At 68.5% G+C, this 25,749-nt stretch carries 20 protein-coding genes; 9 read left to right on the top strand and 11 right to left on the bottom strand.

Going from position 1 to position 25,749, the window contains the following annotated elements:
• Positions 1-121 precede the first annotated feature (121 nt).
• The gene (locus EV148_RS01100; protein WP_131992198.1) at positions 122-1,573 is read left to right on the top strand and encodes a choice-of-anchor Q domain-containing protein; all 1,452 of its coding nucleotides are present in this window, start codon (positions 122-124) and stop codon (positions 1,571-1,573) included.
• A gap of 37 nt (positions 1,574-1,610) precedes the next feature.
• Here EV148_RS01100 and EV148_RS01095 read toward each other — a convergent pair whose 3' ends face one another.
• Together EV148_RS01095 and EV148_RS01090 are read right to left on the bottom strand one after the other, a co-directional pair.
• Entirely contained in the window at positions 1,611-2,528 is a 918-nt protein-coding gene (locus EV148_RS01095; RefSeq protein ID WP_131992195.1) for a branched-chain amino acid transaminase, read from the bottom strand.
• Positions 2,529-2,586: 58 nt separating this feature from the next.
• Entirely contained in the window at positions 2,587-3,084 is a 498-nt protein-coding gene (locus tag EV148_RS01090) for a hypothetical protein (protein ID WP_131992192.1), read from the bottom strand.
• A gap of 363 nt (positions 3,085-3,447) precedes the next feature.
• On the opposite strand from EV148_RS01090, the gene asnB reads away from it, so the two are divergent.
• From asnB to EV148_RS01075, 3 genes are all read left to right on the top strand, one after another.
• The gene (asnB, locus tag EV148_RS01085) at positions 3,448-5,145 is read left to right on the top strand and encodes an asparagine synthase B (protein ID WP_131992189.1); all 1,698 of its coding nucleotides are present in this window, start codon (positions 3,448-3,450) and stop codon (positions 5,143-5,145) included.
• A 77-nt stretch (positions 5,146-5,222) separates the two neighbouring features.
• Positions 5,223-5,780 (top strand): ECF-type sigma factor, encoded by a 558-nt coding sequence (locus tag EV148_RS01080; RefSeq protein WP_131992186.1) that lies wholly within the window; start codon positions 5,223-5,225, stop codon positions 5,778-5,780.
• Positions 5,777-8,179: a serine/threonine-protein kinase gene (locus EV148_RS01075; RefSeq protein ID WP_131992183.1), complete on the top strand. Its 2,403-nt coding sequence runs from the start codon at positions 5,777-5,779 to the stop codon at positions 8,177-8,179. The genes EV148_RS01080 and EV148_RS01075 overlap by 4 nt, the downstream gene beginning before the upstream one ends.
• Before the next feature lie 3 nt (positions 8,180-8,182).
• Here the strand turns inward: EV148_RS01075 and metF are convergent, their stop codons facing one another.
• The gene (gene metF / locus EV148_RS01070) at positions 8,183-9,019 is read right to left on the bottom strand and encodes a methylenetetrahydrofolate reductase [NAD(P)H] (protein ID WP_131992180.1); all 837 of its coding nucleotides are present in this window, start codon (positions 9,017-9,019) and stop codon (positions 8,183-8,185) included.
• A 198-nt stretch (positions 9,020-9,217) separates the two neighbouring features.
• Between metF and EV148_RS01065 the strand changes: the two genes are divergently transcribed.
• The 4 genes from EV148_RS01065 (at position 9,218) to EV148_RS19115 (ending at position 14,187) form a co-directional block, all read left to right on the top strand.
• A complete protein-coding gene (locus EV148_RS01065; RefSeq protein WP_241987937.1) occupies positions 9,218-11,644 on the top strand; it encodes a zinc-dependent metalloprotease in 2,427 nt (808 codons plus the stop codon).
• A 32-nt stretch (positions 11,645-11,676) separates the two neighbouring features.
• Entirely contained in the window at positions 11,677-12,234 is a 558-nt protein-coding gene (locus tag EV148_RS01060; protein ID WP_131992177.1) for a DUF3228 family protein, read from the top strand.
• Positions 12,235-12,442: 208 nt separating this feature from the next.
• Positions 12,443-13,639: an AAA family ATPase gene (locus tag EV148_RS01055; RefSeq protein ID WP_131992174.1), complete on the top strand. Its 1,197-nt coding sequence runs from the start codon at positions 12,443-12,445 to the stop codon at positions 13,637-13,639.
• Positions 13,636-14,187, top strand: coding sequence for a DUF4276 family protein (locus EV148_RS19115; protein ID WP_131992171.1), 552 nt, complete (start codon positions 13,636-13,638; stop codon positions 14,185-14,187). The genes EV148_RS01055 and EV148_RS19115 overlap by 4 nt, the downstream gene beginning before the upstream one ends.
• 114 nt (positions 14,188-14,301) lie before the next feature.
• Here EV148_RS19115 and ahcY read toward each other — a convergent pair whose 3' ends face one another.
• The 3 genes from ahcY to EV148_RS01035 all read right to left on the bottom strand — a co-directional run bounded on the left by ahcY (position 14,302) and on the right by EV148_RS01035 (position 20,086).
• Complete coding sequence (ahcY, locus tag EV148_RS01045) at positions 14,302-15,729, bottom strand: adenosylhomocysteinase (protein ID WP_131992168.1); 1,428 nt, start codon at positions 15,727-15,729, stop codon at positions 14,302-14,304.
• Positions 15,730-16,050: 321 nt separating this feature from the next.
• On the bottom strand, positions 16,051-18,990 hold the full coding sequence (locus tag EV148_RS01040; RefSeq protein WP_131992165.1) for a hypothetical protein: 2,940 nt from the start codon (positions 18,988-18,990) through the stop codon (positions 16,051-16,053).
• Between the two features lie 79 nt (positions 18,991-19,069).
• Complete coding sequence (locus EV148_RS01035) at positions 19,070-20,086, bottom strand: hypothetical protein (protein WP_131992162.1); 1,017 nt, start codon at positions 20,084-20,086, stop codon at positions 19,070-19,072.
• A gap of 192 nt (positions 20,087-20,278) precedes the next feature.
• Between EV148_RS01035 and EV148_RS01030 the strand changes: the two genes are divergently transcribed.
• Entirely contained in the window at positions 20,279-21,631 is a 1,353-nt protein-coding gene (locus tag EV148_RS01030; RefSeq protein WP_131992159.1) for a TolB family protein, read from the top strand.
• Positions 21,632-21,737: 106 nt separating this feature from the next.
• Here EV148_RS01030 and metK read toward each other — a convergent pair whose 3' ends face one another.
• From metK to EV148_RS01005, 5 genes are all read right to left on the bottom strand, one after another.
• A complete protein-coding gene (metK, locus tag EV148_RS01025; protein WP_131992156.1) occupies positions 21,738-22,937 on the bottom strand; it encodes a methionine adenosyltransferase in 1,200 nt (399 codons plus the stop codon).
• Positions 22,938-23,046: 109 nt separating this feature from the next.
• A complete protein-coding gene (locus EV148_RS01020; protein WP_131992153.1) occupies positions 23,047-23,430 on the bottom strand; it encodes a VOC family protein in 384 nt (127 codons plus the stop codon).
• 41 nt (positions 23,431-23,471) lie between these two features.
• Complete coding sequence (locus EV148_RS01015) at positions 23,472-23,939, bottom strand: cytidine deaminase (RefSeq protein ID WP_131992150.1); 468 nt, start codon at positions 23,937-23,939, stop codon at positions 23,472-23,474.
• A gap of 4 nt (positions 23,940-23,943) precedes the next feature.
• Positions 23,944-25,356 carry a dihydrolipoamide acetyltransferase family protein gene (locus tag EV148_RS01010; RefSeq protein WP_131992147.1) on the bottom strand — a complete coding sequence of 471 codons (1,413 nt, stop codon included), beginning with the start codon at positions 25,354-25,356 and terminating at the stop codon, positions 23,944-23,946.
• A 34-nt stretch (positions 25,357-25,390) separates the two neighbouring features.
• Entirely contained in the window at positions 25,391-25,747 is a 357-nt protein-coding gene (locus EV148_RS01005; protein ID WP_131992144.1) for a DUF1304 domain-containing protein, read from the bottom strand.
• Positions 25,748-25,749 lie beyond the last annotated feature (2 nt).

Raw genomic sequence — 25,749 nt, 5'->3', positions numbered from 1 at the left:
CGTGGGCGACCCGCCTCTCCGTCTGACGCGCCGTCGCGCATGGTTGGGATTTCGGGTGCGCTTCCGCGTACAAGTGAAATGCGCGGCATGAGCCGCGGCGACGCGACGCCTGGAGCATCTGATGTTCGACACGATTGCGCCTGCCCCTGCCGGCTGGCGACGCCGGCCGCTCGCAGCTTGCGCTGCGACATTGTTCTGCGTGAGCGCCACGGCCACCGCCGCCGCCGCCACGATCTGGACGGTCGACTCCTGCAACGAAGCCAGCGTGGGCAGCGGCACGACCGGCAGCCTACGCTACGCGGCGGCGAACGCAGTCAGCGGCGACACCATTGACATGACCGGCCTCGCTTGCAGCACGATCACGCTGGCGACTGGCTCGATCCTGCTGCCGCAGACCAATATCACGTTGCAGGGGCCGGGCAAGGACGCGCTCACCGTCGACGGCGGCCATGGCAGTCGCGTCTTCCAGCATACCGGCAGCGGCACATTGGGCTTGTACGACCTCACCGTGGCCAACGGCTATTTCCATGCCGCTGCCGTGCAGGCCGCCTACGGCGGCTGCATCTATTCGAATGGCTCGGTCAGCTTGGCCGGCGCGGGCGTCCGCTCGTGTTCGGCCATCGCCGGCGGCGCCGGCGCGCGCGCGAAGGGCGGCGGCATCTTCGCCCGCAAGAGCGTCTATCTGTTCAAGTACAGCGAGGTGTCGGACAACACCGCGTCCGCGCCGGATACGTACGATTTCAGCTATGGAGGCGGCGTCTTCGCGCTAAACGACCTCGTCCTGGGAAGCAGCACGATCAGCGGCAACCACGCCCGTCTGGGCGGCGGCGCCCGCGTGTTCGGCAACACGACCATCACTGCATCAACGATTTCCGGCAACACGGCCGGCCGCGGCGGCGGCATTTATGCGCGCAACTTCAATCCCGGCGCGACGAACACGTTTTCGCTGGCCAACAGCACCGTTTCCGGCAACCAGGCCCTCGGCGTGGTCGGCGGCGTATGGACGAATGCCGGAACGATCAATGTCCATAATTCCACCATTGCCTTCAACACGGCCGCGTTCGCGGATGCCTACTCGCGGCACTTCTCACCGGGGCTCAACGTCGACGACGTCGGCGCCTACTACACCGACATCAGCCACTACAAATTCAAGGTGGTGACGCTGCAAAGCTCGGTGCTTTCGAACAACGTCAGCGGGACTTCCTCCCCTGCCGCGGACGACTTCGGCGTAACGCGCTATACCCCGGGCTTCAACTTGGTGCCGACGAGCGGCCAGAACAACCTCGTCCTCGCGTCGTCGTCGGTCGTACCTGCAGACACGATCACGGGCGTTTGTCCCGGACTCGGTCCGCTGCGCGACAACGGCGGACCGACGCGAACGCACGCCTTGCTCGGCGGCAGCCCCGCCATCGACCACGGCAACAACACGGTGCCGTATGCCGCCGATCAGCGCGGCTCGCCATTCCAGCGCGTGTCGGGTGCGGCAGCGGATATCGGCGCGTACGAAGTACAGCAGGAGGACATCGTCTTCATCGAGGGGTTCGATGGACCGCCGACATGCCCGAGTGGATGACTCCGGGCGGACGACGCAGCGCCGCGGTCTAGGGTAGTCAGACCGCTTCGAGCCAGCCCCACTGATCCTTCGTCCTGCCGTCGAACAGGCCGAAGAACAGGTCCTGCATGCGATGCGTGAGCGGCCCCGGCTTGCCCGCGCCGACCGGCTTGCCGTCGACCGAGCGGATCGGCGTGATCTCGGCGGCGGTGCCGCACATGAACAGTTCGTCGCACAGGTAAAGGTATTCGCGCGGGATGTCGCGCTCGACCACCTCGATGCCGTTCGCGCGCGCGAGCGTGATGAGCGTGTTGCGCGTGATGCCGTTGAGCAGCGCCGCGCTCACCGGCGTCGTGTGCAACGCGCCATCGAAGACGAGGAACAGGTTCTCGCCCGCGCCCTCGCTGAGCAGGCCGGTCGACGCCAGCGCGATGCCTTCGCCGAAACCGAGCCGGCGCGCCTCGCGCGCGACGAGCTGGCCGGAAAGGTAATTGCCGCCGGCCTTCGCGCCCGCCGGGATCGTGTTCGGTGCGAAACGCTGCCAGCTCGAGACGCAGGCGTCGATGCCCTGTTCGAGCACGCCCGCGCCGAGGTAGGCACCCATCTGCCATGCCGCGACCGCGACGTCGGTCGGCGTTTCCGCCGACAGGCCGAAGCCGCCGAGGCCGCGATACGCGACCGGACGCAGGTACGACTTCGACAGCCCGTTCGCCTTGATCACCGCGCGACACGCCGCGTTGATCTCCTCGAGCGTGTACGGGATCTGGATGTCGTAGATCTTCGCCGAATTGAACAGGCGCCTGTTGTGGTCGCTGAGGCGGAAGATCGCCGGGCCGTTCGGCGTTTCGTAGCTGCGGATGCCTTCGAACACCGACGAGCCGTAATGCAGCGCGTGCGCCATCACGTGCACGGTGGCTTCGGCCCACGGCTTGATGCGCCCGTTGTGCCAGATGTGATCGGGGTAGGTCTGCGCCATGGCTCCGCTTCCACGCTGGAAACGCCCATGATACCAGCGCCGCGCGCCGGGCTCGCCTTCACCAGCTCAGCCACCAGCAGCCGGCATCGACCTCGACGCCGAAGGCATGCTCGCGCACGCCGCCGGCCGCGTTGCTGCCGGTGCGAACGAGGAGGCCATCGCCTTGCTCGAGCGAGAGCAGCGGTCCGCTGGCGAGATCGCGCAACTCGCGCAGGCGCTGGCTCGCGGCGGCGCGGCCGATGCCGCGCCAGTGCAACATGCCCGCGATCGCATTCGCGTCGTGCCGCGCGATCGCGCCCGCGAGCCGCTCGCTCAACTCCTGCAGCGATGCCGGGCACGCATCGGCCGGCGCTGGCGGCGCGAGCGGATCACCGAGCGCGCCGGCGCTGATGCCGGCCTGTTCGTTCGCGTCGCAGGCGAGGCCCGAGAACACCACTTCGCCGTGCACGCCGACGCAGCGGTGCACGCGCTGGCCGTCGTCGCCCGCGTCCTGCGCGCTCGCGCAGGTTGCGATGGCGAGGAGCAGCGAAGGGACGAAGTGGTTTCTGCGGCGCATGCCCGCAGGCTATCACCCGTTCGTGAACCTGCGCACGCCAAGGCTCTTGCGACCGGACCGCAGGCGTGGTGTAGTGCAGCCATGTCGATCCACGCCACCCGCGTCCCGTCACGCCAGCCCGCGCCATGCGCGTGCGCGGACCTGCGCGCGGTCGCTTCGAACAATAACGCCAGCCCGCACTGGAGGGCCGGCGTGTAGGTACGTTGCAACACCACCGACACGTGACGAAGGCCCGCCCAGTGCGGGCCTTCGTCGTTTTCGGGCCGGCGATCCGCCACGGGTCGAGGCCCGTCGCCAGGCGCGGGCATGGAGGCCCGCTTCATCCGACCCGCGCGGCAAGGACGATCGCCAAAGGAGATCACCATGTGTTCGATATTCGGCCTGTTCGACCTGCAGCCCGGCGACGACCTCGCCGGCCTGCGCGCACTCGCGCTCGAACTCTCGCAACGGCAACGCCACCGCGGCCCCGACTGGAGCGGCGTCTACGTCGATACGGGCGTCATCCTCGTGCACGAGCGGCTCGCGATCGTCGACCCGGCGAGCGGCGCGCAACCGCTGCGCTCGCGTGACGGCACGCTCGCGCTCGCGGTCAACGGCGAGATCTACAACCACCGCGACCTGCGCGCGGACCTCGCCTACGACTACACGAGCGGCTCGGACTGCGAAGTCATCAACGCCCTCCACCGCGGCGCGGATGCGGAGTCGCCGGCGGACTGGCTCGGGCGGCTCAACGGCATCTTCGCGTTCGCATTGTGGGACGCCGCCGCGCAGCGCTACCTCATCGCACGCGACCCCCTCGGCGTCTGCCCGCTGTACTGGGGCCATGATGCGCAAGGACGCCTGTGCGTGGCCTCGGAGATGAAGGCGCTGGCCGGCCTGTGCGCCGACATCGCGGCATTCCCGCCGGGACACGTCTACGACAGCGCCGACGGCAGCCTGCGACGCTGGTACGACAAGCCGTGGCGCGACCACGCCTGGACGCACGGCCGCCGCGTCGAGCCGGCCGCGCTGCGCGAGGCGTTCGAACAGGCCGTGCACCGCCAGCTCATGACCGACGTGCCGTACGGCGTGCTGCTCTCGGGCGGCCTCGACTCCTCGCTCGTCGCCGCCTGCGCGGCGCGCTACGCGCGCGCGCGCATCGAGGACGGCGACCGCAGCGAGGCCTGGTGGCCGCGCCTGCATTCGTTCGCGATCGGCCTGGAAGGATCGCCCGACCTCGCCGCGGCGAAGATTGCCGCCGACGCACTCGGCACCGTGCACCACGGCTTCGTCTATTCGTTCTGGGAAGGCCTCGACGCGCTGCCCGAGGTCATCCGGCACATCGAGAGCTACGACGTCACCACCGTGCGCGCGTCGACGCCGATGTACCTGCTCGCGCGCCGCATCAAGGCGATGGGCGTGAAGATGGTGCTCTCCGGCGAAGGCTCCGACGAGATCTTCGGCGGCTATCTCTACTTCCACAAGGCGCCGTCGCCGCAGTCGTTCCACGAGGAGACCGTGCGCAAGCTCGATGCGTTGCACGGTTACGATTGCCTGCGGGCGAACAAGGCGATGATGGCATGGGGCGTCGAGGCGCGCGTGCCCTTCCTCGACCTCGAGTTCCTCGACGTCGCGATGTCGATGGACGCGCGCGCGAAGATGGCCGGCACGAACGCCGACGGCAGCCGCCGCATCGAGAAGGCGGTGCTGCGCGAAGCGTTCGCCGGCGCATTGCCGGACGCGATCCTCTGGCGGCAGAAGGAGCAGTTCAGCGACGGCGTCGGCTACGGCTGGATCGACGGCCTCAAGGCGCATGCGGAGCAGGCAGTCGGCGACCGCGAATTCGCCGCGGCCGCGTCGCGTTGGCCGCTCAACACGCCGGCGACGAAGGAGGCCTACCTGTACCGGCGCATCTTCGAGCGGTTCTTCCCGGGCGAGGCCTGCGCGGCGACCGTGCCGGGCGGCAAGTCGATCGCCTGCTCGTCGCCGGCCGCGCTCGCCTGGGATCCCGCGTTCGCGAAGGCAGCCGACCCGTCCGGACGCTCGGTCGCGGGCGTGCACGAGGCCGCCGTCGCGGGGTGAAGGGGCCTTGCCACGGCGGGGTTCGACGGCGCGGCGGGCCGCACCGGAGGCGCTCGCGGCTGCATTACCATCGCCGCATGGAAGCAGGGGACGCGGAGGCGATCGACCGACTGCTGGCCGGCTGGACCGGCAAGGCGGGCGCGGCTGCGCTCGACGCGGCGATGCCGCTCGTCTACCTCGAACTCAAGTCGATCGCGACGCGCGCGCTGCGCTCGCACGCGCCGGGAGCCGCGTTGCAGACCACCGCGCTCGTCCACGAAACCTACCTCAAGCTGCGCGAACGCGACGCGGTCTGGAACGTCGGCCGCCACGCGCTCGTCGCGATGGCGGCGCAGGCCATGCGGCGCATCCTCGTCGACGACGCGCGCCGGCGCGACGCGCTCAAGCGCCAGCCGCCGCTCGCGTTCGACGGCATCGCCGACGCCGGCACGATCCCCGACGTGCTCGAGCTCGATGCGCTGCTCGACGAGCTCGCCACGCTGAGCGCGCGCCAGGCGCAGGTGGTGGAACTCAAGTGCTTCGCCGGCATGTCCATCGACGACATCGCCGGGCACCTCGGCGTCGCGCGCGTGACGGTCGTGCGCGACTGGCGCATCGCGCGGGCGTGGCTGGCGCAGCGCATGGCGGGCGAATGAGCGCGGACGCCGCGCCCGCGTCCGCGCAACGCTATGCGGAGGCGCTGCGCATCGCGCATGCGCTGCTCGACCAGCCGCCGGCTGCGCGTGCCGGCGAGCTCGAGCGTGCCTGCGCGGGCGATGCGGCCCTGCGCGCGGACGTCGAATGGATGCTGCGGGCGGCCGAGGACGACACCGGCGAGTACGCGGCCGATGCCGCGGGCGCATCCGCGCCCCGCTTCGACGGCGCGGCCCTCGCCGCGGTCGCGCCGCCCGAATACCGCATACTGCACCCCTTGGGCGAGGGCGGCGCCGGCATGGTCTGCCTCGCCGAGCGTGGCGAGGCGGGCGTGCGCCAACGCGTCGCGCTCAAGCTCCTGCGCCATTCGGCTGCGAACGGGCTCGAGCGCTTCCGCGCCGAACAGCGCATCCTCGCCGGCCTGCGCCATCCGAACATCGCCCACTTCATCGACGGCGGCGTCCTCGCGAACGGCCAGCCGTACCTCGCGGTCGAATACGTCGACGGCGTGACGATCGACCGCTGGTGCGCACGGCAACCGCTCGCTGCGCGCGTCGACGCATTCCTCGCCGTCTGCGCCGCGGTGAGCCACGCGCATGCGCAGCTGTTGATCCACCGCGACCTCAAGCCGGCCAACATCCTCGTCGACACGGACGGCGTGCCGAAGCTGCTCGACTTCGGCATCGCCCGCCTGCTCGGCGACGACCCCGCGCTTGCGCGCACGGCGACGCGCGCGCTGACGCCGGTATACGCGAGCCCCGAGCAGGTGCACGGCGAACCGCTCGGCACGGCGACCGACGTTTATTCGCTCGGCGCCGTGCTGTACGAGCTCGCCACCGGCGTGCGCCCCTACAGCGATGCGCGCTCCGACGTCGCGCTGCTGCAGGCGATCGCCGCGGGCGAACTCGCGCCGCCGTCGCGCGTCGCGCGCGTGCCGGCCGACGTCGAGGCGATCATCCAGAAGGCGACGCGACGCGAACCCGCCCAGCGCTACGCGAGCGTCGCCGAACTCGCCGACGACCTGCGGCGCTGGCGCGCGAGCCAGCCGGTGCGCGCCCGGCGTGGCAGCGTCGCGTACCGCGTGCGCCGCTTCGCCTGGCGCAACCGCTACGGCATCGCCGCCGCGTTCGGCGCAGCGCTGCTCCTGTCCGCGTTCGTCGCCGCGATCCTGCTCGACCTCTGGCAGGCGCGCGCGCAGCGCGAGCGCGCGGACCGCATCAACGAGTTCTTCAATGCGGTGCTCGCGGCCGGTGATCCGTCCGACATGGGGCGTAGCGCGACCGTGGTCGAGGCGCTGGAGCGCGCGCAGCAGCGCGCGGCACGCGAGCTCGCCGGCGATCCTGCGAGCGCGATGCTGACCGAGCTGACGCTCGCGCGGACGCTGCAGCAACTCGGCCGTTACGACGCGGCCCTGCTCAGCGCGCACCGCGCCGTCGATGCGGCGCGCCGCGCCGGCGATACCGCCACGGAAATCGATGCGCGCCTCGTGCTCGGCACGACCCTGTGGAACCAGGGCCGCTACGACGAGGCGTCGGCCGCGCTGCAGGAGGCGCGCGCACGCGCCGAAGCCGACGGCAGCGCGCAGCAGCGCGGCGAGATCGCCAACCGCATCGGCGAGGTCGAGTTCAGCGCGGGCCGGCCGGAGCGTGCTCGCGAATGGCAGCAGCGTGCACTCGAGCTGCTGCCGCGCGATGCGACCAAGGCGCGCGCCTATGCGCTCGGCGACCTCGCCTCGGTCGAGTACCGGCAGGGTGACGTCGGGCGCGCGCTCGAACTCAATGCGCAATCGATCGCGCTGCTGCGCGCGGACCAGCCGCGCGGCAGCGTCGCGCTCGCCACGCAGCTCGGCAACCGCGGCGCGATGTTCACGCGCCAGCGGCGTTTCGCCGAGGCCGAGCGCGTGCTGGAGGAATCGCTCGCGATGAAGATCGAGCTGTACGGCGAATCGCACCGCATCGTCGTCGACGCGCTGACCAAGCTCGCCCAGCTGCGCATCGACGAGGGCGATTTCGCCGGCGCGCTGGGTTACGCCGGGCGCGGCTACGCGCTCGCGCGGCCGATGGCGAACTACGTGACGGCTCGCGCGGCGAAGAAGTACGCGAGCGCGCTCGGCCTCGCCTCGCGCACCGGCGAGGCACTGCCGCTCGCGCGCGAAGCGGTCGCTCTGTACGAGGCGCGCTATCCGCCCGGCTACAACGAGCTGCTCGACGCGCAGAGCGTGCTCGGCTGGCTCGAGGCGCTGGCCGGCGACGTCGTCGCGGGCCGTGCGCGTGCGCAGTCGGCATACGAAACGCTCGTCGCATCGGCCGGTGCACAGGACAGTTTCGCCATCGAGGCGAAACGCCGCCTCGATGCAATCGCGTCGGCCCGGGTCGAGCCGGCCGGCGGGGCGCCGCGCTGAGCGTCAGCGGCGCATGCGTTCGATCACCGCGAGCGTCGCCCGGGCGCGATTGAGCGTGTAGAAGTGCAGGCCGGGCGCGCCGCCGGCGACGAGGCGGTCGCAGAGGTCCGCGACGACGTCCGCGGCGAATTCGCGGATCGACTCGACGTCGTCGCCGTAGGCGTGCAGGCGCTTGCCGAGCCAGCGCGGGATCTCCGCGCCGCACAGGTCGGAGAAGCGCTTGAGCTGCGAGAAGTTCGCGATCGGCATGATGCCGGGCACGATCGGCACGCCGATGCCGGCACGACGCGCGGCATCGACGAAGCGGAAGTAGGCGTCGGGGTTGTAGAAGTACTGCGTGATCGCGCCGTTCGCGCCGGCCTCGACCTTGGTCCTGAAATGGCGCAGGTCCGCGTGCGCATCGTCCGATTGCGGGTGCACCTCGGGGTAGCACGCGACTTCGATGTGGAAGCGGTCGCCGCACTCCCCGCGGATGAAGGCGACGAGGTCGCTCGCGTAGCGGAAGTCGCCGTAGCTCGCCATGCCCGATGGCAGGTCGCCACGCAGAGCGACGATGCGCCGGCAGCCCATCCGCGTGTAGCGATCGAGCAGTTCGCGGATCTCCGCGCGCGTGCCGCCCATGCACGACAGGTGCGGCGCGGCATCGAGGCCGTGTTCCTCGCGCAGGTGGCGGATCGTCTCGGGCGTATAGCTCAACGTCGAACCGCCGGCGCCGAACGTGCAGCTCACGTATTCGGGCGCAAGCGCCTTGAGCTTCGGCAGCGCGGCTTCGAGCGTCGCGCGCTGCTCGTCGGTCTTGGGCGGGAAGAACTCGAAGGAAATCGGGGCAGGAGAGGCCATGGAATCGGGTCGGCGATCGCGGATGCGCAACTATATCTCTTTGTCCGGATAGAGAGATAGATGGCTGGACGGATACCTGCCGGCCGACCGTGATCTCCGGCCTGTGCGCACACGCCATCGCAGCGGGCACAATGGCGGCTTTGCGACGACAGGGTGACGACGATGCGGCAGGCGACGCGCGTGGCAGGCGGGATCCTCGTGGGGCTGTTTGCCGTGACGGTACAGGCCGCAGTGGCAGCGGCGGACAAACCGGGCGGCGCGGTCGCGGATTTCGCGGCGGCGACGCGCGGCCTGCCGTCCCAGCCGGGATTCTTCGACGTGTACCGCGACGAAGCGAAGGGGCGCGTGCTGCTCGGCCTGCGCGCGTTCGGCCAGCCGTTCCTCATGACGAGCTCGCTGCCGTGGGCGCTCGGTTCGAACGACGTCGGCCTCGACCGCGGCCAGAGCAGCGACTCGCACCTCGTCGAATGGCGCCGCGTCGGCACGCGCGTGTTGCTGGTCGAGGACAACACGAAGTTCCGCGCGGTGTCCGACAACCCCGATGAAGCGCTCAGCGTGCGCCAGGCGTTCGCCGAGTCGGTGCTCTGGGCCGGCGACGTCGTCGCCGAGCGCAAGGGGCCCGGTCCCGAAGTACTCGTCGACGTCAGCGCGCTGCTGGTGTCCGATCGCCACGGCATCGCCGAGCGGCTCGAACAGGCCAAGCAGGGCAAGTACGAGGTCGACGACAAGCGCAGCGCGCCCTCGCTCGCCGACGCGAAGAGCTTTCCCGACAACACCGAACTCGAAGGCCTGCTCACCTTGCGCGGCCCGGCCGAGGGGACGTTCGTCAGGGACGTCGCGATGGATCCGCGCAGCCTGACCGTGCGCCAGCACCTGAGCTTCGTGCGCCTGCCGGCGCCGGGCTACGTGCCGCGCGCTTACCATCCGGCTTCGGGCGGCCTCAGCGTCGGTTGGTACGACTACGCGCAACCGCTCGCGTCGTCCCTCGATCATCGCGTGCAACCGCGCTTCCGCCTCGAGAAGACCGACCCCGCCGCGGCGTCGAGCCCGGTGAAGAAGCCGATCGTGTTCTACCTCGACCGTGGCACGCCCGAACCGGTGCGTTCGGCGCTGCTCGAAGGCGCGAACTGGTGGAAGAGCGCGTTCGAGAAGGCCGGCTTCAAGGATGCCTATCGCGTCGAGCTGCTGCCCGAAGGCGTCGATCCGATGGACGTGCGCTACAGCCTCATCACCTGGGCCCACCGGCACACGCGTGGCTGGTCGTACGGCCAGCCGATCGTCGATCCGCGCACCGGCGAGATCATCCGCGGCAACGTCACGCTCGGCTCGCAGCGCGTGCGCCAGGACATCCTCATTGCCGAGAGCCTGCTCGCGCCGTACGACAAGCCAGATGCAGCCGGGCTCAAGGACGAAGCCGAGCGCATGGCGCTGGCGCGCCTGCGCCAGCTCGCTGCGCACGAGGTCGGCCATGCGCTCGGCTTCGCGCACAATTTCGCCGCGAGCCGGCACGGCAACGGCTCGGTGATGGACTATCCGCATCCGCTGCTCGCGCTCGATGCCGATGGACGTCTCTCGCTCGACCATCCCTATGGCGTCGGCGTCGGCCCGTGGGACGATTTCATCGTCGCGCATGCCTACGCGCAGTTCGCCCCGGGCACCGAGCAGGCATCGCTCGCCAAGCTGCGCGCGGACATCGCCAGGGCGGGCTTCCGCTACGTGAGCGACCAGGACGCGCGCAGTCCCGGTGATGCCGAGCCGGACGGCCTGCTGTGGGACTCGGGCCCCGATGCACTCGAGACCTTCGATGCGCTGATGGCCGCGCGGCGCGCGGCGCTCGCGCATTTCTCGATCGGCGTGTTGCCGCCGGAGCGCCAGGCCGGCGAACTCGAAGCGCGCCTCGTGCCGGTGTACCTGCTGCATCGCTACCAGACCGAAGCGGTCGCACGCCTGCTCGCGGGGGCGGCCTACGCGTATTCGGAAGCGGCTGATCGCAGTGCGGGCACCACGCCGGTCTCAGCGTCGACCCAGCGTGCCGCCCTCGATCGCCTCGTCGGCAATCTCGGCGCGCGCGAACTCGCGTTGCCCGCGAGCGTGCTCGACCTCGTCACGCCGCCCGGCAACGAGTACGCGCGCAATCGCGAATACTTCGCGACGAAGGCGGGTCCGGTGTTCGATCCGCTCGCCGCGGCCGAAGCCGCGGCCGCACAGACGACGACCTTCCTGTTCGCGCCCGAGCGCCTCAACCGCCTCGCCTGGCAGCACGCGCGCGACGCGCAGCAGCCCGGCGTGGCCGACGTGCTCGCCGCGGTGTTCCGCGGCACCTGGCAGCAGGACACGCGCGGCGCGGACGCGCCGGCCGCGGCAGCGGTGCAGGAGGCAGCGAACTGGGTCGCGCTCGACGCGCTGCTGCACGTGCTCGACGACGGCGCCCTGCACGCGCAAGTCGACGCCGAGGTACGCGCGTCGCTGCAGCAGTGGCAGGCTTGGCTTGCGAAACACGGCGGTACCGATGCCACCGGCGCAAGCCGCGCACTCGCCGCCGAAACGATCCGCAAGTACCTCGCCGACCCGAAGTCCGTGAAGCTGCGCCCGTTGCCCGTCATCCCGCCCGGCGCCCCGATCTGAGCGCGCGAGTGCCAGCCTTCAGCCCTCGAACCGTGTCCATCGTTCTCACCGATTTCGCCCGCCGCCGCCTGTTCCCGCGCGATCGCCGCATCACCGCGATCCAGGACTGCACGGCCGAAGCGTTCGTGCAGCATCTCAACGCGGAGGCGCCTGTGCGCGTGCTCGACGGCTACGCGCCGTTCTGCAAGTTGCACGTGCACCGCAACTGGACCTCGACGCGTTGCTCCGTCGTCGCGATCACCGACGACAACAGGCATCGCCTGCGTTCGGCCTACGAGGTACGCTCGGATGCCGAGCTGCCCGTGCTCGTGCGCTGGTTCGAAGGCATCGAGCCGCCGGTCGCGCGCTGGCTGCTGCCGATCCTCTACGACCGCGCACAGCTCGCGAAGGAGGGCACGCCGATCGACGCCGAGTGGGGCATCGTCGGCTGCCTCTACACGATGGAGCCGGAGGAAATCCCGATGGTGCCGATCACGATGATGCGCAATGCACTCGGCGTCGAGGAAGGCGGCTCGGGCGTGCCGATCGATCGCGACGCGTATCGGCGCAGCGTCGAGTTCTGGGAGCGCCACGCGAACTGGCGGCCGTAACGCACTCATACTTCCATGCTTTGCTGATGCGACAGGTTGCTGGGCTGGGCGAGTGTTTTTGTTCATGACAAAGCGATAGCATCATCATTCGCATGCACGACTGGCGATACACCGATTTTCGCGTCGACGCGGGATGCAGACCGGAAGCGGGCTAACCTACCTCAAAGTCACAAGGCCAGATGTCATCAGCCATCATGTAGGACCGGAAATGAAGATTGAATATATCAAGCTCAAGAATTTCCGCGCATTTCGTGATGTCGCACTGCGGGATATTCCGGATTTCTGCGTCCTCGTTGGTGCTAATGGTGCCGGCAAGAGCACTTTGTTCTCCGCCTTTGGCTTTCTGCGGGACGCGATGTCTACCAACGTCACTGCGGCGCTTGGTCGCTTGGGCGGCAGCAGAGGGTTCCAAGAGGTTCGATCACGTGGATGTCCAGGGCCGATCGAAGTAGAACTGAAGATACGCGCTGATATCGGGCGTGACCGCACTAGCCTGATTACTTACGAATTGGCAATCGACGAAGTCAATGGCCGCCCAATCGTGGCACGCGAGATTTTGAAGTACCGCCGTGGTAGCGGGGGTAAGCCGTGGCACTTCCTCGATTTCAGTAATGGACAGGGCGAAGCTGTTACCAATGAGCTCGAATCCGTAACGGACGAAAGGCAGCTAAAACGTGAGCACCAAGTGCTACGCAGCCCAGATATCCTTGCAATCAAAGGACTGGCGCAGTTCGAGCGCTTCCCAGCGGCAGTGGCCTTGGGCAGTCTGATTGAGAATTGGCACTTGTCCGATTTCCACATCAGTCGTGCGCGACCGGAGCAAGAGACTGGCTATGCCGAACATCTGTCGCGCGAAGGCGAGAACCTCTCGTTAGTCATTGAGTATCTGCACAAACAGCACCCGGCGGTGTTCAGGAAGGTTCTTGATCGCCTGACAAAGTGTGTTCCCGGAATTACGAGCGTTGAGTCCAAGACTACCGAAGAAGGTCGCGTTCTGCTGCGCTTCCAAGACGGCGCGTTCGAAGATCCATTTCTCGCGCGCTACGTTTCTGATGGTACGATAAAGATGCTGGCATATTTAGTGTTGCTATATGACCCGGCGCCACATCCCTTGCTGTGCGTGGAGGAGCCGGAGAACCAGCTGTATCCCTCGCTCCTGTGGGACTTGGCCGAAGAGTTTCGCGCGTATGCAGCCCGCGGAGGTCAGGTATTCGTGTCCACCCATTCACCCGATTTCCTCAATGCGATCCGCCCTGACGAAGTCTTCTGGTTAGCTAAGACGCATGGCTATACATCGATACGACGGGCAAGCGAAGACACGCAGGTAAAGGCGTTGATCGATGAAGGCGACCAGCTCGGATACCTTTGGAAACAAGGGATGTTTCAAGGGGTCGATCCGACATGACGGAATTGGTAATACTTACGGAAGAGCCATCTGCGGGAGATCTGCTAGATGGGCTGCTACCGAGACTCTTGCCAGAGGGATGGACCTTTCGCTGCTTTCCATATGAAGGCAAGCAGGACCTTGAAAAGCGCGCACCAACTCTTGTTCGAGCGTGGCAGAACCCAGATGCTGCGTTCGTCGTACTACGCGATCAGGATTCCGGCGACTGCCGAGACGTGAAAGCCAGACTCGTGGCGCGGTTCGACGACCCACACAAGCGCCCTATCCTCTTTCGAATAGCCTGTCGCGAATTGGAAGCTTGGATTGTTGGGGATCTTCACGCTTTCGCTGAGGAATTCTCCGTTCCAACAGCAGCGAAAGCGATGGCGAAGGCAAAATTCAGGAATCCAGACACTCTGGGTAGCTGCTATCTCGAGCTCGGTCGATTCGTCCCTGGCTACCAGAAAAGAGATGGGGCCCGTCGCATGGGCCGACTGCTAGATCCGCAAAGGAATGCGTCACCAAGTTTCCAAGCTTTTTGCGACGGCGTGAGGAAGATTTCCAGTTAAAAAAGCGGCTCGCAAAACCGCAAAACCAATTGATCCATGCAAGAAAACGGGCGCCTTGCGGCGCCCGTTTCGTTTCAAGCATCGATCGTAGATCGCTAGTCGAAGATCGCCGGATCAGTAGCGGTAGTGGTCCGGCTTGTACGGGCCCTCGACCGCGACGCCGAGATAGGCGGCCTGTTCGGCGGTCAGCGTGGTGAGCTTCACGCCGATCTTCTCAAGGTGCAGGCGCGCGACCTCCTCGTCGAGCTTCTTCGGCAGGATGAAGACCTTCGGCTCGTAGGTGTCCTTGTTCGCCCACAGGTCGATCTGCGCGAGCGTCTGGTTCGAGAAGCTGTTGGACATCACGAAGCTGGGGTGGCCGGTCGCGCAGCCGAGGTTGACGAGGCGGCCTTCGGCGAGCAGGAAGATCGAACGGCCGTCCTTGAACGTGTACTTGTCGACCTGCGGCTTGATGTTGGTCCTGACCGCGCCGGACGCGTTGAGGCGATCGACCTGGATCTCGTTGTCGAAGTGGCCGATGTTGCAGACGATCGCCTGGTCCTTCATCGCCTGCATGTGCTCGAGCGTGAGCACGTCCTTGTTGCCGGTGGTGGTGACGTAGATGTCGCCGCGACCGAGGGTGGATTCGACCGTGTTGACCTCGAAGCCTTCCATCGCGGCCTGCAGCGCGTTGATCGGGTCGATCTCGGTGACGACCACGCGCGCGCCGTACGCGCGCAGCGAGTGCGCCGAGCCCTTGCCGACGTCGCCATAGCCGCACACGACCGCGACCTTGCCGGCGAGCATCACGTCCATCGCGCGCTTGAGGCCGTCGGCGAGCGACTCGCGGCAGCCGTAGAGGTTGTCGAACTTCGACTTGGTGACCGAGTCGTTGACGTTGATCGCGGGCACGAGCAGCTTGCCGGCTTCGGCGAGCTGGTAGAGGCGATGCACGCCGGTGGTGGTCTCTTCCGAGACGCCCTTCCATTCCTTGACCACGCCCGCCCAGAAGCCCGGGCGCTCCTTCGCGACGCGCTTGAGCAGGTTCTTGATCACCTGCTCCTCGTGGTTGGACGAGGGCGTATTCACCCAGTCGGAACCGTTCTCGAGTTCGAAGCCCTTGTGGATGAGCAGGGTCACGTCGCCGCCGTCGTCGACGACGAGCTGCGGGCCCTTGCCGCCGGGAAAGCTGAGCGCATCGAGCGTGCAGTCCCAGTATTCCTCGAGCGTCTCGCCCTTCCAGGCGAACACGGGCGTGCCGGACGCGGCGATCGCGGCGGCGGCGTGGTCCTGGGTCGAGAAGATGTTGCACGAGGCCCAGCGCACGTCGGCGCCGAGGTCCTTGAGCGTCTCGATCAGCACCGCGGTCTGGATCGTCATGTGCAGCGAACCGGTCACGCGCACGCCGGCGAGCGGCTTGGCGGCGGCGTACTTCTTGCGGATCGACATGAGGCCGGGCATCTCCTGCTCGGCAATGTCGATTTCCTTGCGGCCCCAGTCGGCGAGGGCGAGGTCGCGCACCTTGTAGTCGTGCGCAGGCGGGTTCTTGGCGACAGCGTTCATGGTCAATCTCCGGGTTTTTTCGCGAGCGTCGCACGCGCGGTGCGGCTGCCGCGAAGGATTCGCATATGGCGAACCCGGGGCGCCCTTGCAATGGGATGCATGCCCGCCGAGCGTCGCGGGAAACCCGCTGCAGCGCCCCTCGGCAGAAGGCAGGGCGGGATTATATCGCTCGTTCCGGATAAAGAGATACATCGGCCCGGCTGCCCGACGGCGACGCGAAGCCGGCGTGGCGGCGGCGCGACGTGCGCCATTGGCGGACCGGAAAAAGAAACGGGCCGCGCGAGGCGGCCCGTTTCCCGGAACGAGGTCAGGCGATGCCGCTTACTGGCACGCTTCGACCTTCACGTTGTCGATCACCAGGCCGTTCGGCGCACCCGCCGCGGTGTTCGAGTCGGTCACCATGCGGAAGCGCAGGTTGATCGACTGGCCGGCGAAGCTGTCGAGATCGACCACCGCATGCGACGGCGCCGACGTACCGGCCGGACCCGGGAAGCACCAGCTCAGGCGACCGGCCAGCGGCGCGCCCGGCGAGGACGTGCCGTTGTACGGGTCGGTGAACATGCGGCTCGCGTCGAGGTAGTCGAACGTCGTGCCGTTCGTGCTCGCCTCGAGCGAGGAGCTGTCCCAGCAGCCGCTCGGCGGATCCTGCTCCGACTTGTGGTACGCGTCGTACGACAGGATGATCGCCTGCGCACCGGCCGGCAGCGGGATCGCCGGCGAGGTCAGCGTGCGGTCACTGTTCACGGTGTTGTTCGGCACCTTCCAGACCGGGGTCGTGAAGCCTGTGCCGGCCGGAGCCGCGCCCTGCGTCCAGGCCGTGCCACCGGTACCGCCCGGCGTCCAGCCGCCGGCGCCCGCATCGAAGTTCTCCTCGTAGACCGTCGACGCGGTCGTGCCGGCCGGGCAGGTGCCCGGGATGCCGGTCGTGAACGAGAACGTCGCCGACGGGGTGCTCGGGCCGCAGTAGTTGCTCGGCGTGACGCGCCAGTAGTACGTGGTCGTGTTCGCCAGCGTGGTGTCGACGGTCCAGGTCGTGCCTGTCACGGTCGCGCTCGCGACGATGTTGCTGAACGACGGGTCGCTCGCGACTTCCACGAGGTACTGCAGCGCGTTGGTCGGCACGATGACCGGCGGCGGCGCGACACCGTCGAGGCCGTCGGCGAAGATGCGGTCGTTCGCGTCGATCGTGCCCCAGCTGAGCAGCGGGCGCACCTTGACACCGGACGCCGTGTCGGCCGGCAGGACCAGGGTGACCGGCGCCGGCGCAGTACTGGAGACGCCGAGCTCGAGCGCGATGCTGCGCGAGAGCGAGCCGCCTGTCGCATCGACGCTGAAGTCGTATTCACCGGACGGCAGGGCCGAGCCGCCGACGAGAGTCAGCGCGCTGGTACCCGGCGCGTTCACCGGGTTCGCCGAGAACTGCGCGGTCGCGCCGGAGGGCAGGCCGCTCGCAGCGAGGTTCACCGGGCCGCTGAAGCCGTTGAGCACGCCTACGCGCAGGCCCCAGCTCGGGTCCCCGCTGGCGGTCGCTTCGCAGATCTCGACGCGCTTGGGCGTCTCGGCGACGAGGGCGTAGTTCGGATCACCGCAGTTGTCGAACTTGAACGAGCACACGCGCGTGTGCCAGCTGCTGCTCGCGGTGGTCGGGTAGTACTCGCTCGTGAAGTAGAACGTGCACTGGTCGACCGGGTCGACGGTCATCGACGAGTAGTCGCCCCAGCGCGCGCTCGAGCTGGTCTGCGAACCGTTGGCGATCGTGTCGGTGCAGTTCGACTCGTCGCGCAGCGTGCCCGCCGGATCGTCGAGCGTGCGGCCGGTGATCTCGATCTGCGGGTGCATCGAGGAACTCGACTTCGAGTAACCGACGCCGATGTTGCCGCTCGCGTCCATCGCGATGCCGCCCATCCAGCGCGAGTGGCTGTCGGGCGCGTACACGCCTTCGTCGATGATGTGGCGGCCGAGCGCCGTCGGCGTCGGCGGATTGGGGCTGGTCTCGTCGAGGCTGAAGTGGATCCAGTTGATGCCGCCCTGCTGCACGTCACCCTGCACGACGTGATTGATGACCAGCGAGACGCGCGTCGGCGCGTCGGCGGGGAAGGCGCGTGCGTTGGCGCGATACATGATGTGCGTGCCGAACGAATCGAGGCCGTTGCCCGTACCCTGCTGCGGCACGTCGTCGAAGAACGGCACGAACGGCGCGCCCTGGATGCGCGTCGGGTTCTGCGTGATCGTCGAGCTGCCCGGCGTGGTCCAGTTGAGGCACAGGTCCCAGAACAGGTATTCGCTCGAGACCGAGTCGAAGTGCACGAAGCTCGGGCAGGCGTTCGTCGGCGCGTTCAGCGAACCCATGAGGTTGACCGGTTCGACGCCGTAGGCATCGAAGCCAGGGAAGCGCACCATCGCCGCGGTCGGGTCGCCGGCGAGCATCTTGTCGCGCTCGAGCGCGATCAGCGACGCGCCGAGGAACGCGTTGTTGGTGGCGAATTCGTGCGTCGTGAGCACGTAGGAGTTCTGGCTGCCGTCGTCGGTGGTCCAGACGCCCATGTGCGGGTAGTCGCCGAAGTTCGGCCAGTTGAACTCGTAACGGGCGTAGGAGCCGAACGGGTCGGACGTCGTCGACACGGCGACGCACTGCGCGAACGGCGAGCTCGTCACGAACTGGCTCATCACCCAGCGCTGCGCGCGCGGGTCCCAGATCGCGAGCGGGTCGCCCGAATTGGTCGTTTCGCACTTGCCGCCGAAGCCGACGAAGAACGAATTGCCCGGACGCGGGCTCAGCGTGTTCGGGTCGGGCGCGCCGGTGACCTTGTCGAAGGCCTGCCACGACGAGTTCACCCACTGGATGAAGTGCGTGTCGCTGACGTCGCCGTTGGTGTCGGGTGGCAGGCAGCCGCAGCCGGACGTGGTCGAGCTGATCGCCTCGAAGCTGAGGTCGACCGACGGCGCCGGCACACCGGTTCCGCGCGTCTGCATGCGCGAATAGTCGGGAACGAACGAGCTGCTGCGGCCTTCCGGCTTGAGCAGGATGTTCGGGATCTCGAACGGCTCCTGTTCCGTGCCCATCGGCGAGGCCGGCGGCATCGCGCGCAGGATGTCGCGCAGCGGTGCGGAGATGTCGGCGCGCACGGCGTGCATGACGGTCGGAAGGATTTCAGGTGCGCTGGTGGTCGGCGTGGTCACCGCCACGGGCGCAGCCGAGACGCCGAAAGCGGCGCACACGGCCGTGCCCAGCGCAGCGGGCAGGAAACGCGATAGAACCATGATGCAACTCCCCAAGACGATGGCGGCGCTTTGCTTCTCCGCTGCGGCAGGCGGCCGTCACCTGCCCAGGGAATGACGATCAGTCGGCTCCGCCTTTCCGCGCCTTCAATTTCGCGTCCATGACGTCGAGGCGGCGCAGATGATCGTTCAGGAATTTCCGCGTCTGGGCCGGCAGGTCCGGCTCGGCCAGCGCGTCGCGGATCGCGTCGCGCTCGGCTTGGCCGGAGGACTTGCGCAACATCAGACACGCTCGCTCGGCCACCGGCGGACTCGGGCTGCGCACCCAATGCGCAAGTGCGACGGGGGCGACCGGGACCGCATGCTGGTCGAGCACTTCGAGCGCCAGCAGGATGAGTTCCGCCGACTCCGAAGACGCCCGAGAATATCCGCCTGGAGGCGTAGTTGTCACTACGTCCATCGCCGCGGCCTGCCACCAGTCGCCGAGATCGCCGGGCCGGGCTGCGGCCGACTGCAGCAGCGAAGCGCGGACATTCGCCGGCGTATGCGCGTCACGGGCGACCTTTTCGACCAGGGCGCGCGCGCGCGCGTCGGCGAGCCGCTCGCCGATTTCCCGCTCGAGCGCGATCTCCCCCGCGGCCAGGTACTGCAGCGAGGCGTCGTTGCTGGCCAGGCCGCGCATGAGCAGGTCGAAGAAGCGGCGCGACTCGCGGCCGTGCTCGCTGCGCCCGGCCTTGAGGATCGAACGCACCAGCGGCGTGTCGTCGAACAACGCAGGGTCGAGGCCGATGCTCGTGAGCAGCACGGGGCCGCGCGGGTCGGCGACCGTGCGCAATGGATCGCGTGCATCCGCGCGGGCGAGCGAGTAGCCGAAGATGTAGCGGCCGCCGGGCTTCACGCGGGCGAGGGCGGCGGCGGACGCGCGCACGTCGACCTGGTCGGGCACGCGCCCCTTGCCGAGCACGTCCTTGCGTTCGAAGACGAGGCGCCCGGCGCGCTCGTCGATCTCGACGACCTTGCCGGCGACGAGCAGGTTGCCGGGGGCGTAGAGCAGTTCGACCGGAGGCTCGACCCGCCCGGCAAGTGCGGGTGCGATCGGCCACGCGACGGCGAAAGCGAGCAGGAGGATGGCGCGCAAGGCGCATTTGGACGGGTTGGGCGGCATGGCGGATAGGGGCTCGGTACGGGGTAGGGCTTCGCCGCATCGAAGCGGCGGACCTCGGGGAGGCTACCGGACTCGCCGCGGTGCGTGAAGGCGCGGTGCCGCGCACGTTCGGGGATCGGCTGCGAAACCGCGTAGTGGATGGCGTACCACCATCCGGAGTCCCGAATGAACGCCTCATCGTCCCTGCGCATGCCGGCTCGTGCGCTCATCGCCTGCGGGATCGCCGCGGCGGCCAGTCCCGCGCACGCCGACTTCATCTACGCCCGCCTCGTGCCGGGCCCGGGCCTCGAGGCCAATGGCCTGTCCAGGTCCGTCGATGTCTCCGCGGGCGGCCGCACCGTGGTGTTCGAGAGCAATGCGAACAACTGGGTCGGCGACACCTACAACGGCACGCGCGCGATCGCCGTCGATCTCGACACGGGCGTGGTCGAGGCGGTTTCGGCGCTCGGCGGCACCGTGTTCCGCGGCGCATCCCCGGCGGTGTCGGGTGACGGGCGCTATGTCGCCTTCCTCACCCTCAATTCCGCGTTCGGGCCGAACTGGCAGGTGCTGCGCAAGGATCGCCAGAGCGGCGAACTGGCATTGGCCAGCGCCACGGCGGACGGCCAGGCCCCGGACACCGGCACCGAGGACAACACCGTGTCGATCTCGGCGGATGGGCGCTACGTCGCGTTCCAGACCGTCGCGGCCATGACCGGCGCGGCGGACCAGCCCGACGGCGCGTCGGCTCCCGCGGGCAGCTCCGGCGAAATCTACGTCAAGGACATGGTGACCGGGCAGGTGAAGATGGCCTCGGTCACGGCCAACGGCAGCGCCTCGGGCGGCACCTGCTCGCTCGAGCCGCATGCACTGTCCGCCAGTGGACGCCATCTCTCGATGCTCTGCGGCAGCGCGATGGTGGCCGGCGCGTCGAGCGGGCAGGCGTACGTGCGCGACCTGCAGTCGAACACGACCGAACTGATCAGCCGCAGCACGTCGGCCGCCAACGGCTCGAGTGCGTTCGTGTACCGGCCCGCGATCTCGCCGAGCGGGCGCTTCGTCAGTTTCCAGACCCGCGGTTACGGCGGCCTCGGCTATGCCGACGGCGCGAGCGAGACGAGCAACAGCGGCCTCTACCTGCGCGACCGCCAGGCCGGCGTGACGATCCCGATCCCGCGGCCGCCGGCGCTGCCCTCCAGTTCCTACGACAGCTGCGCCGTGTCCGCCGTCTCCGACATCGGCAGCGTGGTGTTCCATTGCAACTACGCCTGGGTCGGGCCAGGCTCGTATCCGCAGGTGTTCCTGTTCGTACCCGGCGCCGGCTCGCCCGAGATGATCAGCGGGACGACGGGTGGCCAGCCGGGCAACAACTCGGCCGGTTCCTCGCTCGGCGTGAACGCGTCGGGCCTGTCGATGGCCTGGGAATCGAGTGCGAGCAACATCGATCCCGGCGACCACAACGGCGTGTCGGACATCTTCGTGCTCGTCGACGAGTCGGTGTTGACGGACGTGATCTTCGCGTACGGCTTCGAGAACTGAGGCGGCGCCGCGGCAAGCAAGGCAACTCGGGGGGCGAAAAACAACGACGGGCCGTTTGCACGGCCCGTCGTTCATGTGCGCCCTTCCTCGCAGGGAAGGCGCGGGTTCACTTGATGCCGGCGGCCTTGCGGAGCTCGTCGGCCTTGTCGGTCTTCTCCCACGAGAATGCAGTGAACTTGCTGCCGTTCGCGTGCTTGACCTCGTACGGCGTGCGGCCGAAGTGGCCGTAGCTCGCGGTCGCCTGGTACATCGGATGCACGAGGTCGAGCATCTTGATGATCCCGTACGGACGCAGGTCGAAGTGGTTGCGGATGAGCTTCTCGATCTTCTCGTCGGGGATCCTGCCGGTGCCGAACGTCGTCACCGAGATCGAGGTCGGGTGGGCGACGCCGATCGCGTACGAAACCTGCACCTCGCAGCGGTCGGCAATGCCGGCCGCTACGATGTTCTTGGCGACGTAGCGCGCCGCGTACGCGGCCGAGCGGTCGACCTTGGACGGATCCTTGCCCGAGAACGCGCCGCCGCCGTGGCGCGCCCAGCCGCCGTAGGTGTCGACGATGATCTTGCGGCCAGTCAGGCCGCAGTCGCCGACCGGGCCGCCGATGACGAACTTGCCGGTCGGGTTGATATGGAACTTGGTGCCCTTGTGCAGCCACTTCTTCGGCAGCACCGGGTCGATGATGTAGGCGCGCACGGCCTCGATCAGGTCCTTCTGCTTGATCGACGGGTCGTGCTGGGTCGACAGCACCACGGCGTCGATCGCGACGGCCTTGCCGTTCTCGTAGCGCAGCGTGACCTGGCTCTTCGCATCCGGGCGCAGCCACGGCAGCGGCGAGTTCTTCTTCTTGCGCACCTTCGCCTGCTGCTCGACGAGGCGATGCGACAGGTGGATCGCCGCCGGCATGAAACTGTCGGTCTCGTTGGTCGCGTAGCCGAACATCAGGCCCTGGTCGCCCGCGCCCTGTTCTTCCGGCTTCTTGCGGTCGACGCCCTGGTTGATGTCCGGCGACTGCTTGCCGATGAGATTCAGCACGCCGCAGGTCGCGCCGTCGAAGCCGACGTCGCTCGAGTCGTAGCCGATGTCGAGGATGACCTTGCGCGTGAGCGCCTCGAGGTCGATCCATGCGCTGGTCGTGATTTCGCCCGCGACGATCGCGACGCCGGTCTTGACCATCGTCTCGCACGCCACGCGCGCGCGCTGGTCCTGGGCGAGGATCGCGTCGAGGACGGCGTCGGAGATCTGGTCGGCGACCTTGTCCGGATGGCCTTCGGAAACCGATTCGGAGGTGAACAGGTAGTTGCTCATCGCGGCAAATATCCCTCTATACGGATGCATGGATAAACCAAGGGGCGCGCATCATACATGGCGCGGCCCCCGATTGCAGTATGCGCGCTGAACGCCCGGTGTCACATGCTTATTCGGGCCACTCGTTGAGGTGCGGGCCGAACGCCTCTCGCTGGCGCCGGACGACGCAGAAGCGGTGCCCGGTCGGCGCCTGCATGACCCACCAGCGCTCGCGGAACGTGACCCGCCGCGCGCCGAGTGCCTCGAGCCTGCGCACCTCGGCCTCGATGTCGTCGGTCTCGATGTCCAGATGCACGCGCGAGGGGTGCTCGACCTTCTGCAGCAGGATCTGCGGCTCGTCCGCGGCGGTCGCGAGTTCGGCGTACTTGCCGTCGCCGTCCTGGTCGGTCGTGACGATCGGCTTGCCGAGCGCGCGGCTCCAGAATTCGGCGGCGGCCGCGAGATCGTCGACTTCGCAGTCGATCACGATGTTGCTGAGGCGGCTGTGGTGCATACCGGACTCCCGGGGCAGGGTGCGACGGCGCCGGAGCAGGGTCAGCGCCAGGGATTGCGCGCGGCGCGTTCCTCGGCGTCGAGCGCGAACGCTTCCGGCAACAGGTCGTCGGTGCCGCATTCGCGCACGGCGTCGCTGCGACGCGTGAGCAGGAACACGCGCAGGCGCCGCTCGACATCGCACTCGTGCAGCCACTGGCGACAGGCCCCGCACGGAGCGACCGGCTCATCGGTGTCGGCGATCACCGCGATCGCCGACGGATGGCCGCGCCCCTGAGCAACGGCCGCGAACACCGCGTTGCGCTCGGCGCAGATGGTGAGGCCGTAGACGTCGGATTCGACGTTGCACCCGGGCACGAAGCGCTCGCCGCGGCCGTCGTCGAACTGCAGCGCGGCACCGACGCGGAAATGCGAATGTGGCGCGTGCGCGCGCGCCATCGCCGCTTCCGCGGCCGCGACCAGGCCCGGATAGGCGTGCTCGACCGCCGCGCGCGTCGTGTTCGCTTTCATCGCGTCACTGCGCGAGCGCGAGGTCGTCGAGCATCGCCTTGAGGAAGCGCGCAGCCTCGCCGCCGGTCGCGGCGCGGTGGTCGAAGGTCAGCGACAACGGGATCACGCGGTGCGATTCGAAGCCGCCCATGACCGGCGTCATCTGGTGGCGGCCCTTGCCCGCGGCGACGATCGCGACGCACGGCGGCACCACCACCGGCGTCGCGTAGCGCCCGGCGAACACGCCGAAGTTCGACAGCGAGATCGTGTAGCCGGCGAGCTCCGACGGCGGGATGCTGCGGTCCTCGACCTGCGCGCGCAGGCGGTTCACTGCGGCGCGCACGCCGGCGGCGTCGAGCATGTCGGCGTTGCGCAGCGCAGGCACGAACAGTCCGTCGTCGGTGTCGACCGCGATGCCGATGTCGACGTGCGGATGCAGCGTGCGCGTGAGGTTGTCGCCGTCGAACCACGCGTTGAGCGCCGGCACCATCTTCGCGGCGCGCACGATCGCGCGCACGAGGCGCACGGTGATGTCGTTGCCGGGCAGCCAGGCGTGGATGTCGGCGTCGTCGCTGAGCGTGGTCGGCACGACCGCGGCGTGGGCGGCGGCCATCACGCGCGCCATGTTGCGGCGCACGCCCTTGAGCTGTTCCGGCTGGCCGGTCGCGGCGACCGTCGGTGGCGTCGTGCGCATCGGCTTGCCCGCTGCCGAGAGCGTCGTGCGCTGCGCCGCGGGAGCGGCTTCAGCCGCGATGCTTGCCGGAGCCTGCCTGCCGATCGCGGCCGAAGCCGCTCCCGCGGGGGCAGCGCCGATTCTTGCCGTGCCCGCGGCGGCCGCGGATTTCACGTCCTGCAGCGTGACCACGCCACCCGCACCGCTCGGCGACACGCGCGCGAGGTCGACGCCGAGCTTCTTCGCGAGCGCACGCACCGCGGGCACGGCCTTCACGCCGCCGATGCTCGTCGCCTGCTCGGCGTGCACGCGGTCGCTCGACTGCATCGCGCCGACGACGGTGCCTTCGTCGGCGCGCGGCGCCTTGCCACCGCTCGCGATCTCGCCGCCTTCGTCGGAGGCGACCACGCCCTTGTGGTCGGGCGCTTCGGCGCCGACGCCCTTGCCGGGCGTGGCCGCGGCTTTCGGCGGTCCATGGTGGTGACCGGTCGATTCCGCCTCAGCGCGCTGCGGCATGTTCGGATCGAGTTCGAACTCGGCCAGCGCGGCGCCGGTCGCGATCACGTCGCCGCTGTCGCCGTGCACCTTGACGAGCTTGCCGGAAAACGGCGATGGCACTTCCACCACCGCTTTCGCGGTTTCCATCGACACCATCGGCTCGTCGAGCCGCACGGTGCCGCCGACCTTCACGAGCCATTCGACGATGGTCGCGTCGGGCAGGCCTTCGCCGAGGTCGGGAAGATGGAACGTCTTGATGTCGGCCATTGCAGTGTCGTCCTGTCTGGCGCCGCCGGCGCCGTCAGTGGAAATGCAGCAGTACGAGCGCGGCGATCGCCGGCAGCGCCTGCACGTAGAGGATCTTGCGGCTGACCGTCCACGCGCCGTAGAGGCCGGCGACGATCACGCAGGAAAGGAAGAACAGCTTGATGTGGAAGCCCGACGCACCCTCGACGAGGCCCCAGACGAGGCCGGCGGCGAGGAAGCCGTTGTAGAGCCCCTGGTTCGCCGCGAGCGTCTTCGACGCCTGTGCGAACTCGGCCGTCGTCGCGAATGCGCGCCGGCCGGTCGACGTGGTCCAGAGGAACATTTCGAGCACGAGAAAGTACAGGTGCAGCAGCGCGACGAGGCCGACGAGGACGTTCGCGATCGTGGTCATCG

The organism is Dokdonella fugitiva (assembly GCF_004342425.1).
In the GTDB taxonomy this organism is placed as follows: domain Bacteria; phylum Pseudomonadota; class Gammaproteobacteria; order Xanthomonadales; family Rhodanobacteraceae; genus Dokdonella_A; species Dokdonella_A fugitiva.
This window is presented reverse-complemented; position numbering and strand designations above follow the sequence as displayed.

Coding starts and splice junctions, on each gene's coding strand:
- asnB (WP_131992189.1), top strand. CDS start 3,448: ATGTGTTCGATATTCGGCCTGTTCGACCTGCAGCCCGGCGACGACCTC.
- EV148_RS01010 (WP_131992147.1), bottom strand. CDS start 25,356: ATGGCCGACATCAAGACGTTCCATCTTCCCGACCTCGGCGAAGGCCTG.
- EV148_RS01100 (WP_131992198.1), top strand. CDS start 122: ATGTTCGACACGATTGCGCCTGCCCCTGCCGGCTGGCGACGCCGGCCG.
- EV148_RS01090 (WP_131992192.1), bottom strand. CDS start 3,084: ATGCGCCGCAGAAACCACTTCGTCCCTTCGCTGCTCCTCGCCATCGCA.
- metF (WP_131992180.1), bottom strand. CDS start 9,019: ATGGCCTCTCCTGCCCCGATTTCCTTCGAGTTCTTCCCGCCCAAGACC.
- ahcY (WP_131992168.1), bottom strand. CDS start 15,729: ATGAACGCTGTCGCCAAGAACCCGCCTGCGCACGACTACAAGGTGCGC.
- EV148_RS19115 (WP_131992171.1), top strand. CDS start 13,636: ATGACGGAATTGGTAATACTTACGGAAGAGCCATCTGCGGGAGATCTG.
- EV148_RS01020 (WP_131992153.1), bottom strand. CDS start 23,430: ATGCACCACAGCCGCCTCAGCAACATCGTGATCGACTGCGAAGTCGAC.
- EV148_RS01095 (WP_131992195.1), bottom strand. CDS start 2,528: ATGGCGCAGACCTACCCCGATCACATCTGGCACAACGGGCGCATCAAG.
- EV148_RS01040 (WP_131992165.1), bottom strand. CDS start 18,990: ATGGTTCTATCGCGTTTCCTGCCCGCTGCGCTGGGCACGGCCGTGTGC.
- EV148_RS01075 (WP_131992183.1), top strand. CDS start 5,777: ATGAGCGCGGACGCCGCGCCCGCGTCCGCGCAACGCTATGCGGAGGCG.
- EV148_RS01015 (WP_131992150.1), bottom strand. CDS start 23,939: ATGAAAGCGAACACGACGCGCGCGGCGGTCGAGCACGCCTATCCGGGC.
- EV148_RS01055 (WP_131992174.1), top strand. CDS start 12,443: ATGAAGATTGAATATATCAAGCTCAAGAATTTCCGCGCATTTCGTGAT.
- EV148_RS01080 (WP_131992186.1), top strand. CDS start 5,223: ATGGAAGCAGGGGACGCGGAGGCGATCGACCGACTGCTGGCCGGCTGG.
- EV148_RS01005 (WP_131992144.1), bottom strand. CDS start 25,747: ATGACCACGATCGCGAACGTCCTCGTCGGCCTCGTCGCGCTGCTGCAC.
- EV148_RS01030 (WP_131992159.1), top strand. CDS start 20,279: ATGAACGCCTCATCGTCCCTGCGCATGCCGGCTCGTGCGCTCATCGCC.
- metK (WP_131992156.1), bottom strand. CDS start 22,937: ATGAGCAACTACCTGTTCACCTCCGAATCGGTTTCCGAAGGCCATCCG.